This window comes from Actinoplanes sp. NPDC026623 (assembly GCF_040638275.1).
GTDB lineage: Bacteria > Actinomycetota > Actinomycetes > Mycobacteriales > Micromonosporaceae > Actinoplanes.
The window spans coordinates 1-12,844 of the sequence record NZ_JBEZXZ010000121.1 but is presented as its reverse complement, the minus strand read 5'-3'; the positions used below and the strand labels follow the sequence as shown (position 1 = coordinate 12,844).

Annotated in this window: 9 protein-coding genes and 2 pseudogenes; 8 read left to right on the top strand and 3 right to left on the bottom strand. The window is 68.4% G+C overall.

Features of this window, described 5'->3' with window-relative positions; all coding sequences use genetic code 11:
- Positions 1-94 precede the first annotated feature (94 nt).
- Together AB0F10_RS29275 and AB0F10_RS29270 are read right to left on the bottom strand one after the other, a co-directional pair.
- Positions 95-328: pseudogene (locus AB0F10_RS29275) on the bottom strand (non-reducing end alpha-L-arabinofuranosidase family hydrolase); the annotation flags it as partial.
- A gap of 134 nt (positions 329-462) precedes the next feature.
- Complete coding sequence (locus AB0F10_RS29270; protein WP_360631929.1) at positions 463-2,160, bottom strand: cellulose binding domain-containing protein; 1,698 nt, start codon at positions 2,158-2,160, stop codon at positions 463-465.
- 529 nt (positions 2,161-2,689) lie between these two features.
- On the opposite strand from AB0F10_RS29270, the gene AB0F10_RS29265 reads away from it, so the two are divergent.
- Positions 2,690-3,241, top strand: coding sequence for a hypothetical protein (locus AB0F10_RS29265; RefSeq protein ID WP_360631926.1), 552 nt, complete (start codon positions 2,690-2,692; stop codon positions 3,239-3,241).
- 455 nt (positions 3,242-3,696) lie between these two features.
- Positions 3,697-6,888: a glycoside hydrolase family 3 C-terminal domain-containing protein gene (locus AB0F10_RS29260; RefSeq protein ID WP_360631923.1), complete on the top strand. Its 3,192-nt coding sequence runs from the start codon at positions 3,697-3,699 to the stop codon at positions 6,886-6,888.
- A gap of 267 nt (positions 6,889-7,155) precedes the next feature.
- On the opposite strand, the gene AB0F10_RS29255 is transcribed toward AB0F10_RS29260, so the two are convergent.
- Positions 7,156-8,268 carry a cellulose binding domain-containing protein gene (locus AB0F10_RS29255; RefSeq protein ID WP_360631921.1) on the bottom strand — a complete coding sequence of 371 codons (1,113 nt, stop codon included), beginning with the start codon at positions 8,266-8,268 and terminating at the stop codon, positions 7,156-7,158.
- A 270-nt stretch (positions 8,269-8,538) separates the two neighbouring features.
- On the opposite strand from AB0F10_RS29255, the gene AB0F10_RS29250 reads away from it, so the two are divergent.
- From AB0F10_RS29250 to AB0F10_RS29225, 6 genes and pseudogenes are all read left to right on the top strand, one after another.
- The gene (locus tag AB0F10_RS29250; protein ID WP_360631918.1) at positions 8,539-8,820 is read left to right on the top strand and encodes a hypothetical protein; all 282 of its coding nucleotides are present in this window, start codon (positions 8,539-8,541) and stop codon (positions 8,818-8,820) included.
- Positions 8,821-8,984: 164 nt separating this feature from the next.
- A complete protein-coding gene (locus AB0F10_RS29245; protein WP_360631915.1) occupies positions 8,985-9,878 on the top strand; it encodes a methyltransferase in 894 nt (297 codons plus the stop codon).
- A 367-nt stretch (positions 9,879-10,245) separates the two neighbouring features.
- The gene (locus AB0F10_RS29240) at positions 10,246-11,115 is read left to right on the top strand and encodes a family 43 glycosylhydrolase (protein WP_360631912.1); all 870 of its coding nucleotides are present in this window, start codon (positions 10,246-10,248) and stop codon (positions 11,113-11,115) included.
- 53 nt (positions 11,116-11,168) lie between these two features.
- The gene (locus AB0F10_RS29235; protein ID WP_360631966.1) at positions 11,169-11,621 is read left to right on the top strand and encodes a ricin-type beta-trefoil lectin domain protein; all 453 of its coding nucleotides are present in this window, start codon (positions 11,169-11,171) and stop codon (positions 11,619-11,621) included.
- Positions 11,622-11,786: 165 nt separating this feature from the next.
- Entirely contained in the window at positions 11,787-12,518 is a 732-nt protein-coding gene (locus AB0F10_RS29230; protein ID WP_360631909.1) for a carbohydrate esterase, read from the top strand.
- Positions 12,519-12,653: 135 nt separating this feature from the next.
- Positions 12,654-12,844, top strand: a pseudogene (locus AB0F10_RS29225) (hypothetical protein); the annotation flags it as partial.

Here is a 12,844-nt window from a genome sequence, read left to right as displayed (position 1 = left end):
CGCCGTCGGCCCGAATGTCCGGCAGCGGATCGGCCGGCCGCACGAGGTAGGCCGGCGGCGGCGAGCCGGACGCCGAACATGGAACGGCCGGCCGTCAGCGGCGCAGTGTCAGGACGCCGGGCCGGTAGGGCAGCTTGCCGTAGTCGGGGTACGAGCCCGGGGCGTACCCCTGGTAGAGCATTTGCAGGTTGCAGGGGTCGACGGTCATCGTCTGGTCGGCGGTCGCCCGCACCAGGTCGCCGTGGCTGACGTCGTTCGTCCAGGTGGCGCCGCTGTTCGCCTTGCCCTCGAACGGGTTGCTCTCGCTGGCCGCCTGCGGGGTCCACGACCACTGCCGTCAACTCAACTTGCTGCGTCGGCGCAGCTCAGCGGGCACGACAATCGTTTTCCCGACCGAGCGCCCGGGCAGGTCGTGGTCAGCATGAAATGCGCGGCCCGCAGGTGGACGATGGAGCGAACCGCTCAGACGACGGTGCAGGGAACGCCGTTGAGGGTGAAGGATGCGGGCTTGCCGGTGTTGCCGGTGTGGGTGGCCTGGAAGCCGATGGACGTCGTGGCTCCGGGCGCCAGCGTGCCGTTGTAGCTGACATTGCGAGCATTCACCGTGCTGCTGGCCGGAGAGTAGGTGGCGCTCCAGCCCGAGGTGATCGACTGGCCCGAGGGCAGGGTGAAGGTCAGCGTCCAGCCGTCGATCGTCGAGGGTCCGGCATTGGTGATGCCGATGGTGGCGGTGAAGCCGGAGTCCCACGTGCTCATGGTGTAGCTGACCTGCGGCGCCGTACCCGCGGATGGCGTCACCGTCGGCGTCACGGTGGGTGAGGCGCTGGTCGACGGGCTGGGCGACGAGGTGCCGCCGATGGTGGTCGCGAACGTCATGGTGCTGCGGGCGGGCAGGGTGACGGTGACCGAGCCGTTCGTCATGGTGAGCGCGCTCTGGGGCGCGACGTTGCGGCTGGCGTCGCTCAGCCAGTTGGCGACGGTGCCGGACGAGGTGGTGCCCGCGAGGGTGAACTGTTGGCTGACCGCGGAGGTGTTCTTGTTGACGGCGACGATGACGAGGGTGTCGCCGCTCTTGTATGCCGATACGAAGACGTTCGACGCGGGGTTGGCGGTCGCGTCGATCCGTACGTATCCCGGGCGGACGAACCGCGCGAAGTGCGCCATCATCGCGCCTCGTTTGCTGATCTGGCCGTCCTCGCGCATGGGGCCGTAGCTGCGCCGCAGGTACCACCAGACGTACGCCTGGAATTCCGCGTCGACCATGGCGTGGTGGATGTGTTCGGCCACGTCGAGCGCCTCGGGCCAGGCGTCCCCCGAATTCGTGTTGCTGTTGGGGTAGTAGACCTCGGTCATCCAGAGCTCTTTGCCCGCTCCCTTCTGCTTGAACAGCGGGTACGGGAAGTTCGCGTACGAGGTGCCGTAGAGGTGGGCCCCGATGATGTCCACGTTGGCCAGCGCCGCGGCATCGTTGAGGATCGGGTCGGACATCGATTTGATGTACTGGAACGATTCGGGGGCGATGACGCGAGTGCCGATGACGCCGGAGTTCTCCTTCAGGAACTTGACGATCTCGGCGGAGGTCCACCACGTCCACGTCGACGCGTAGTCGGGTTCGTTCTGCACCGAGATGGCATAGAGGTTCACCCCGTTGGTGCGCATGTAGGTGGTGAAGTCGTTCAGGTGGGTGGCGTAGGCCCCGTACGAGCTTGCCTTGAGCCTTTTCTGGTTGGGCACTCCGTTGCGGGTGAAGGTCTCGGTCATGCCGGCGGGCGGGTTCCACGGCGACGCGAAGACGGTCGCGCCGAGTTCGACGGCGCGCTTGGCGGTCGCGAGGTCGCGGCTGAAGTCCGACTGGTTCTCTCCGACCGGGATCCGTAGCAGGGAGAACCCGAGCCGGCCCTCGCCGTTGCCGAACGCCGTGTCCCGCTGGGCGGCGGTCAGGTCACCGATCCAGGCCGCGTGGGACATGGCGCCGAAACCCTTGATGGTCTGCTTCGGGGCGGACGGATTGATGTTCGCGGCCGCGGCCGAGGCGTCCGTGGCCGCCATCACCGACGCCGTGACCGTGAGAATCGGAACGGCCCCCATCGTCGTCAGAACGGCGCGGCGGCTCAGCAACCGTCGTTCTCCGGTCACCGGCTCATTCTCGAGGTTGGTCATCGGGTACTCCTGTCGGTCTTCATCGGCGCGTATCCGTGGGGCAACGGCCCGCAGAACGTCGTGGTCCGAGACGACTGGAGAACCACTCAGCTGACCGGCCGGCGCTCTCCGGCGGGACGGAAACCGCTTTCCCCGCCGCGGCGAAGTCGCCGGCCCACGCGCCGCGTCGCTTACCCCCGGCTACCCGGTTACGGTGAAGTTAACGTTCACAACGTATCAAGTCAATGACGGTCGTCAATGAGATGCCGTTGAGTATCATGTTGCTGCCTTCGTTAGCATTAACAAGACCAGGCAGACTGCGGGGCCGAGGTACGCCGCTTGATCGAGCAGCTGCACGATTGAGCCGACATCGTCCATTCGCCGCCGGGAGGCCTGGACTGCGACACTGGGCCCCCTGCTTGGCCCGGCTCGCGACCACGCCGGACGAGGCAAAGGTACCGCTGCCGCGTCCTTCAACTGGGACGGCATTTCCCTCATTGTCGTCCTTCGATATAACCGGGATGCCAATGATCGGACCCGGGAGGCAAGGATGCGGTACAGATTGAGCGCCGTGCTCGGCGGGGCGGCCCTCGCCCTGGAGACCGTGCTCGGCGGGGCGGCCGGCGCCGCGGCCGCCGGTCCACCGACGACGGGTGGCGCGCTGCCCGCGGCCGCGCCCACGCCGGCGGTGACGTGCCCACCAGCGATACTGCTCACCGGCGCGGTGGCGGGGGCGACCACCACGAGCCTGACGATCAGCTACTCGATCTTCCTGGGGCCGCCCTGCGGCTACGACCCGCCGGTCACCGTGACGCTCTTCGCCAGCTCCGAGGACGCACGGCAGTGGCTGAACCCGGTGGCCGAGGCGGTGTCCGGGCCGGAGCGCAGCGGGACGATGACGATCGACGGGCTGACGCCGGACACCGCCTACTGGTACCGGTTCAGCGCCAACGGCCAGCACGATCCGTACTGGACCGGGACGCGCAGGCTCATCACCGCTGCGGCCGCCGCCCCGATCCTCGGCGCGGCGCCGGCAGCGTTCCGGCAGACGCGGCGCGGTCATCTCACTGATCGGCCACGGAGGACCGATTGTCAATCTTGAACTTGTTCAGATGCAATCGACGCTGCTCCAGGACCTCTCCTGCCAAACCGTTCGCGTAACCGTTATAGTTCTGCTGTTTAATTGACGCTGATCTATCGCTGGACCGACCAGTTCAGTTGCAATTCTCCCGATCGCCACGGGCGGCGGCTCACCGGGGTCGTGTGGCAGCGGGACAGCAGTTCAGATCCATCGAGAGATCGGAGTTCGCCACCTTGGACAGCAGGGGAGACCTTCACATGGTGGAGACCAGTGCTGCGCCCTCGCGAGGAAAGGGGCACGGCAGAGGCTCCAGGAGTTCAGGGCGCCGGTTCTTGGCGTTCGGGCTGGCGTGGGCTTTGGCGGTGGGCTCCCTCGGCGCGTTCGTGCAGCCGGCTTCGGCGTCCGCCGAGGGCACGCCGGCGTACAAGAACCCCTCGCTGCCATTCAGTGTCCGTGCGGCGGACTTGGTCTCGCGTATGACTCTGGAGGAGAAGTACGACCAGCTGATAGCCATGCAGCCGCATGCGACCTGGCGTCCGAAGCCGAAGGCGATCGACCGGCTCGGCGTGAAGTCGTACGGGTACTGGGGGGAGGCGAACCACGGGATCTACTTCCCGACCATCCCCGGCAACGGCAACTACACGCAATATCCGCAGAGCACCTCGATCGCATCGACGTGGAATCCGGCCATCACCCAGGAGATTGCCGGCGGTATCGCTGACGAGGCCCGCGTGACCTACAACACGTCCTGCCCGCCGGGTGTGGCGAATCCCAACCCCGTCGGTGGCGCCTGTCACGGCTTGACCTATTGGTCGCCGAACCAGAACCTCAACCGCGATCCCCGGTGGGGGAGGGCGGACGAGTCATACACCGAGGATCCCTTCCTGGCAGGCCAGGTGGCCGGCGCCTTCGTGACCGGTTTGCAGGGCAACACCTCGTCGCGTCCCGACACGATTCCCGCCGGGGCGCACGACTACGTTCAGGCGGTCGCCACGCCGAAGCACTACCTGGCGAACAACTCCGAGGCGAACCGCGACTTCGGCACGTCGAACTTCACCGAGCGTTCGATGCACGAGTATTTCCTGCCGCCCTTCGCGACCTCGGCCGGCAAGGCGGGCGCGCGGTCACTGATGGTCGCCTACAACGCCTTGTCCGACGTGGAGGACTACACGACGGAATACCCGTCTGCCTCGAGCTACCCGACCCTGTGGAGCCCTCGCGACAATGCCACCCCCGGCGGTACTCCCGGGACGCCCGCTGCGGCGAGCCGGTACGCCATCGAGACCATGCTGCGCAGGTCGTACGGCTTCGACGGTTACATCGTCTCCGACTGCGATGCGATCACCCGCGTGTACGGAACCGGGACGTCGGGACACTCGTGGCATCCGGTCCAACTCGGCGGTCAGACGCAGATCGATAAGACCCTCGGCAACGCCTGGGCGCTCAAGGCCGGCACCGATCTCGACTGCTCGGGCGGTGACTACCCGACTGCGACCGGACTCCCGGCGGCTCAGAGCCAGGGCTTCGTCAGCGAGTCCGACGTCGACATCGCGCTCGTCCGCGCCTTCACCGCGCGGTTCCAGTTGGGCGAGTTCGATCCCGTCGGCTCGGTCCCGTGGAACAGTGAGTCCTACTCGCTGTCGGCGGGCGGCGATCCCGATGTCAAGCTGGCGTCGCCGGCGCACCGTGCGGTCGCGCACGAGTCTGCCCTCGAGGCGCCCGTGCTGCTGAAGAACGCCGGCAGAACGCTCCCGTTCGCGGGCGCGGCGACCGGAAAGACAGTCGCCCTGGGGCACGTGGACTCCCTCAACGCGTTCCAGTCGGGCTCCTACTCCGGGCCGACGGCTGTCAACACCACCTTCGCCCAGGCGCTGGCTGAGCGGACGGGGTCGCCCGCCTCGGCCGTGACCGCGGGCTCCAGCACGCCGTTCCTGTCCGACCACCTCGCGGTGTTCCCCGACGTCCTGGACGCCAACGGCAGCTCGATCACCACCTCGCTGTGCGCCAGCAGCCCCTGTGATCCCGTGACGGACGCGGCGACCGCCGAATACCAGATCTCACAGGCCGACAATGTCGTGGTCGTCGCCGGTCACCGGAACAACGACGGCGGCGAGGGTAGGGACCGCTCCACGGTCGTCATGCCACGCATGCAGGCCGAGCTGATCCGGGACTCGATCGCCCCGCTCGCCCAGAAATACGGCAAGAAGATCGTGGTGTGGATCCAGGCCAAGACCATGGTCGACGTCAGCGCGTTCAAGGACCTGCCGAGCGTAGGGGCGATCGTCTGGTCGTCCTTCAACGGCATGTACCAGGGCAAGGCGATGCCCGAGTTGTTGTTCAACGACGCGGTGAAGCTCGAGGACGGGCGTACTGCGGTGGCCAACTTCTCGGGCAAGCTGCCGCTGACCTGGTACTCCGACGTTGACGCACAACTCGGGCCGGCGGCCGCTCCGGACCTCGCGATCGAGGACTACCGGATGACCAAGGCGGAAGGCGCCAAGTGCGGCCGGACGTACCTCTACTACCAGGTCGGTCCCGATTGCGCGGCTCCCCACTATGTGTTCGGTCAAGGTCTGTCGTACTCGCCGTTCGTCTACGGCACCCCGAGACTGTCCTCCTCGAAGATCACTCCCGACGATGCGGTGACGGTCTCGGTGCCTGTGTCGAACCGGGTCGCCAGCAACCCGGGCAAGGCTGTCGTGGAGGTCTACGCCAGGGCTCCGAAGGGAGCCGATGGGAACCAGCGCCCGCTCAAGCAGCTGAAGGGTTTCGTCAAGAGCGGCCTGATCGCTGGGACTTCCAAGACGGTGAGGGTCACCATTGGCGCCGGTGACCTGTGGTTCTGGGACGACGTGAAGCACAAGAAGGTGTTCCCCACGGGCGACTGGACCATCCTGGCCGGTCCGAGCTCGGCCGGCGCGGACCTGAAGTCGGTGAGCCTGCGGGTGACCGGACACCGCACGGCCGGCGTCGAGGTGGTCTCGGCCCAGCCGGATGCCACCGAGTTGAGCCTGGACACCCCCGACAACCGGATCAACGCCCAACTGTCGGTCACCAAGCACGACATGACGTTCCGGGATCTTTCCGATCGGGCGCTCAAGGTGAAGTACACCTCCTCCAACCCGGCGGTCGCGACGGTCAACGCCGGCGGCTCGGTCAAGCCCGTGTCCACCGGCGCCGTCCTGATCACGGCAAAGGCCACGGCCAACGGGGAGAGCAGGTCGACCACATTCCCGGTCGTGGTGACCTCCGGCGCACCGGACGCCACCGGTTCGGCGTTCCCGAACGCCCACACGTCGCGGGTCGACTTCGGTGACCGGAAAGTGACGCTCGACCAGGCATCCTCGGGGGCGAAGCTGTCCGCGAGTGTGTTCCCGGCCGACCCGACAACGACGTACAGCTACCAGATCGCCCCGATGGACACCAACACCGCCGGAGCGAGCGTCACCTTGGCGGGAGTTCTCACCGCGGCCAGGACCGGGCACGTACGGGTCACTGTCACCGCAACCGGTGCCGGCGTGCAAACGTCAGAATCCGCCCTGGTCACGATCACACCCAGGTGCCGGGTCGGCGGGGTGGGGCCACCGCTGGCGGGCGCCGGCTCGCCCCGGGTGTCTACGAGCGGCAGCTCGACTTGGTCAACGGCCCCGTTCAAGCCGTCGCCCTGACCATCAGCTGATCTCGCGCCACGCGGCCGACCGGCAACGACCGAACCCGCACCGACCCGGAATATTGTTTGCCTGGCCGGGCCATGCGTCAGATCGCGCGGGTGAGTTCGGTGAACGCTGCGGCGACCCGCAGCACGACCGGGCGTGGACCCCGTGAGGCAACCGATACCGGCGGGATGATCCCGCCGGTATCGGCCCCGCTGGCGATAAGGGGCGGACCCCGCCGCCGGTGAATGTGCTGCTGTGGATCTCGGTGATGGTGGCGGCCTACGTGTGCGGCGGCGCGTTGAGGACGGTGACGTTTACCGTCCACGGTCGGTACGGCCCCGGGCAGGGCGTCGGGTCGTGGGTGCACGGGAAGTCGAACTCTGTGTGCAGGGTGGTCGAGCCGACGTTGACGGCCCGGAACAGCGCGTTCAGGGGCTGGCCGGTCGGGTCTCCGCCGCTTTGCGACAGGAGGATCAGCGGTCCGGTGGTGGACGTGAGGGGCCGGTACTCCGCGGGCAGTGACACGCCGAGCGTCTGGCCGAGGTACAGCGTGACCGTGGTCTGGTTGGCGGTCTCTCCGATGGTGACGTCGCCGGGAGTCGGTGCGCGCGCGACGTTGACGTGGACGATCCACTGGTGGACCGGCATCGCGCAGGGCGGCGTCGTGTGGAAGCACGGAGCGTCGGTCTCCGTGGACAGGTCGAGTGAACCGATCCCTACCGCCCGAAACAGCTCGCTGAGCGGCTGCCCGGCCGGGTAACCGCCGCTGCTCGACAGCAGGCTCATTGCCGGATCGGACGATGTGAACGGCTTGTAGTTCCCGGGTAGCGACACGCCGAGTGTCTGCCCGACGACCAGGTTGACGGTGGTGCGGCTGTCGGCCTCGCCGAGGTTGACGTCGCCGGGTCCCGGCGGGGTATTGCTCGCCGAGCTGGACACCGGCGGCGTGGAGGGTGGCGGGACGGCATCGTTGCCGCAGCTCAACGCCGGTGCCGGGCCGGTACCGGCCAGCTGCATCCCGAAGCTTGTCGAGGCGCCCGGTGCTAGCGTGCCGTTCCAGGACGTGTTGACCGCGGTCACGATCCCGCTCGATGTGTTGACCGTGGCGTTCCAGGCGTTGGTGATCTGCTGACCGCTCGGCAGTGTCCACGCCACTGACCAGGTCGTCGCGGCCGTCGTCGCGGTATTGACGACTGTGACGCTGAGGACCTCACCGCCGGTCGGACCGCTGCCCCACTGCGTGTCGATCCGTGCCGCCGCCTGGCACCCGCCCGTACTGGTGGCTGCCGCCGCGCTGCCCGTCATCGCAGGAACCGCGGCGACCGCGATCAGCAGGCCGACTCCGGCGGCCAGCCCGGCCTGCGCCAGGGCCACCCGTCTCGGTAACGCCATGATCACAACCTCTTCCCAAAGTTTGATGTACGTCGGCTGATGGGCGGCGGAACGCGTCAACCATCGTTGGATTCCCGCCGTGGGCGTGCAGGCCAGGCCGGCGAGGCTGGCGTTGCTCCAGTCGCCACCGGTCGCGATGAACCCGAACGCGGTCGTTTGCCCGGCGACGAAAGCACCGTTGTACGGTGCGTTGTCGACCGTGGTGACCGGGCTGGCCGACGCGGCCGGTAGCGACACCGGGTTCGGCGCGGGGCACCGATCACCGGGACCGTGGTGGCCACCAGGAGTTGCACCACTGCGTCGCAGCCGGACGGCAGCACGATCGGCGTCCACCGGAAGCTGACCGAGAGGGACGTACTCTGCGTCCCGTTCGTCGGGCTGATGTCACTCAGCCGCGGGTCGAACGTGGCCGGCGTCGGGCAGTCGGCCAGGGCTGCCGGCGGGGGCGCCGCGGTCACCGAGGGCGCCGCGACGGCGCCGGTCGCCGATGCGGCCACGCCGAGCAGCCCGATGGCCGAGACGGTCGCCAGGGCGGACCGCAGCAGCTGGTAGGTCATGATTCCTCGCTTGGCCGAGGACCCGAGGACAGGGCCATCTTCCCATAGCGGCTCATCGATGGATATGGTCATGCCGCTCGCCGCTCGCCGCTCGCCGCTCGCCGCTCGCCGCTCGCGGGTGATCTGCACACCCCGAGGACCCTGTTCGCGGCCATCGAGGTGGGACTGTTCGCGGCCGCCGCGCCCGACGGTCACACCCCGGCCGAATTGGCCGAGCGATGCTCGATTCCCGAGCGCAGCGCCCGCGCGATGGCCGACCTGCTGGCCGACGCGGGCCTGCTGGTGCGCGACGGCGGCCGATTCCGCAACGCGCCCGACGCCGAGGCGTTCCTCGCCGGGCGGGGCACGTTCGACCTGCGGCCGCTGGCCCGCTACTGGGATCTGGTGAGCTACCCGACCTGGCAGCACGCCACCGAGGCGTACCGCACCCGGCGCGGCCTGCGGCCGCAGCTCGACAAGACGCAGACCGAGGCGTACGAGTCGGCCGTCGCGCTGGTCACCGCTGAGACCGCCGCCGACCTGGCCCGCGGCTACGACTTCGGCCAGCACCGGCGGCTGCTCGACGTGGGTGGTGGCTACGGCACGTTCGTCAAGCCGATCCTCACCGCGCACCCCGATCTCAGCGCGACCCTGGTGGACCTGCCGGAGGTGGCGTCGGCGGTCGCCGCGGGGGCGGCGGACGGGCCGCTCGCCGGCCGCCTCACCGCCGTCGGGCGGGACATCTTTGCCGAGCCGCTGCCCGGCGGGCACGACGCCGTGCTGGTCGCCAACGTGGTGCACCTGTTTCCGCCCGAACAGATCGCCGAACTGTTCCGCCGGGCACGCGAGGCGATCGCCCCCGGCGGGCGCCTGCTGCTGGTCGACTGGTGGCGCACCGACGTGGCGCCGCACCCGTCGGCGCGGTTCGGCGCCGGCGAGTTCCTGATGATCAGCGGCGGCGACCTGTACCAGGTGGACGAGGTCGCCGACTGGCTCGGAGCGACGGGTTGGCGGTTCGCCGGCCTGCACGAGCTGCCACCGCCCTCCGGCCTCATCGTGGCCGCGCCGGCCTGACGGCGTAGCTCGGCGCCGCCAGCACAACGACCACCGGCCCATCGGGGCATCACGAACGCCCGGCCCTTGCAGTCGTTACCGAACCGATCACGGATTACGGATCACTCACCCGTCACACGTCCGGCGAAGCGATCGCCTCGGCGGCCTGCTCCACCAATACAAGCATGCTGCCTGACCTGCACGGGCAGGTCCTCGCCGACCACGCCTCTTCGCCTGGCGGCCGCGGCCCACGGCGGCCCGGCCGAGACCCCACCTTGAACGGCACGGTGGTCACGGGCGAAGCACAGCCACACGTTGACGTCTCACCGGGTCGGAGCTATGTTAACGTTCTCAACATTGACTTACTTCGATTTAAGAGGTCTGTTCGGTGAGACGACTGCTGCCGCTCCTTGGTGCCGCCCTGCTGCTCGCGGTGGGGCTTCTCGCCCCGGCCGCCTGGGCCGCGGCCGTGGCCGTCACGCCGGGCACCGTGTGGACCGACACGTCGCGGAACCCGATCCAGGCGCACGGTGAGGGCATCATCAAGGTCGGTGACATGTACTACTGGCTCGGTGAGGACAAGACCGGCGGCTCCCCGTTCCAGAACATCAAGTGCTACTCGTCCACCGACCTGGCGACGTGGCAGTTCGTCGGCAACGTGCTCACCCGGCAGTCGAGCGGCGACCTCGGGCCCAACCGGATCGTCGAGCGCCCGCACGTCATCTACAACGCGAGCACGGCGACGTACGTCATGTACATGCACATCGACAACAGCGGCTACTCCGAGCGCAAGGCCGGGGTCGCCACCAGTAGCAGCGTGTGCGGCAGCTACACCTACCGGGGCAGCTTCAAGCCGCTGGGCCACGACAGCCTGGACGACAACCTGTTCCTGGACGGCGGCACGGCGTACTTCCTCAGCGAGGACCGCACCAGCGCCAAGCTGCAGATCTACCAGCTGTCGGCCGACTTCCTCAGCGTCACCGCGCTGGTGAAGACCCTCGACCAGTACGAGGCGCCGGCCATGGTCAAGATCAATGGCACGTACTACCTGTTCGGTTCCCACCTCACCGGCTGGTCGACGAACGACAACCAGTACACGACGGCCACCTCCGTCACCGGCACCTGGAGCGGGTGGCGCAGCTTCGCCCCTCCGGCACCAACACGTGCAACTCGCAGACCACCGCGATCCTGCCCGTCACCGGCAGCTCGACCACCAGCTACGTCTTCCTGGGCGACCGGTGGAATCCGGGCACGCTGAGCGACTCCCGCTACGTCTGGGAGCCCCTGACCATCAGCGGCACCACGGTGTCGATGACCTGCCGGTCCAGCTGGACCGTCGACACCGCGACCGGCGTGGTCGGCACGGGCGGCGGCACCGGCACGGGCGTCCTGCGCGGCGTCGGCTCCGGCCGCTGCCTGGACGTGCCCGGCTCGACTACCGCCAACGCGACGCAGACCGACATCTATGACTGCAACGGCGGCGCCAACCAGTCCTGGACCTACACCGCGTCGCAACAGCTGGTCGGGATCGGCGGCAAGTGCCTGGACGTGAACAGCCAGTCCACCGCGGCGGGCGCGAGGGTCGACATCTACGACTGCAACGGCGGCGCCAACCAGCGGTGGAACCTCAACAGCAACGGCACGGTCACCGGCGTGCAGTCGGGGCTGTGCCTCGACGTGACCGGCGCCGCCACCGCCAACGGCACCAAGGTCGAGATCTGGACCTGCAACGGTGGCGCCAACCAGCAGTGGGCGCGTGCATAAGCGCCTCGTCCCCGCCTCGCGGCTGTCGTCCGGGCGTCGATCCCGTCAGGAGGAACCATGCATACGGTTCGCTTACTGCTCCTCTGCGCCCTCATGACAGCTCTGTCAGCGGTGGGCCCGAGCGCCGCCGAAGCGATGACCGCCTCTCCCGGGTGCGGTGTCCGGATGAAGCCGGCGGCCGCCGCCGCGGTGACGACCAACGTCTGGATGGCCGGTGACTCGACCATGGCCAACCCGCACACCGGCTGTCCGGTTGGCTGGGCCACCGAGTTCGACGGGCAGTTCCACAGCAACATCGTGGTGAACAACCTGGCGGTTTCCGGTCGCAGCATCCAGACGTGGCTCTACGAGGGCGGCGTCACCGCGAACAAGAATTCCGCCGGCGAATGTGCCCTCAGCTCGACGACCCCCTCGGTCAACTGGCAGAAGGTGCTCGACGGCATGAAGGCCGGCGACTACCTGTTCATCCAGTTCGGCATCAACGACGGCGACAGCGCCTGCCCCAAGCACGTCGGCGGCGCCCGCTACCAGCAGCTGATGACGATGATGGCGCAGACCGCCCAGGCACGGGGCGCCTTCCCCATCCTGGTCACGCCGGTCGCGGCCATCGCCTGCTCCGGCAGCACGGCCACCCTGAACCGCGGCTTCTACCCGGAGACCTTCGCCGCCGGCGCCGCCACCGGTGCTCCCGTCATCGATCTGCGGACCCTCAGCGTCGACTACTACAACTCGCTCCACCTCTGCCCCAACAACGGCGACTACACCGTCGGGCCCGTAGGACAGTTCTTCTGCAACGACCACACCCACTTCGAGGCGTACGGTGCGCGCCGGATCATGCGTCTGGTGACCGGCGCGCTGAGGACACAGAACATCGCGCTCGCCGGATCCTTGCTGTAGCGGCGCGGCGCTGGGGCTGCAGGCGAGTGGCGACCGTCGGACCCTGGCGCCCAGGGTCACCGCGGGCGCGCATGTCGACTCGGGTGGCGGGGTCATGTCTAATCTGCGCCGGGTACTGCGCGAGGATGGCTCGCTGTGCTGCTGCGACTGGCCTATCTCGGTGTGACCAACGCTCTGGCTCTGTTGCGGCTGCTGCCGATGAGTGACCGTGACAAGGACGCCGAGATCCTCGCCTTGCGTCACCAGATCATGGTGTTCGAACGGCAACTGCATGGCGAGGGGTCCGGTTCGCTCCCGCGGACCGGGCGTGGCCGGCGGCCCTGCTG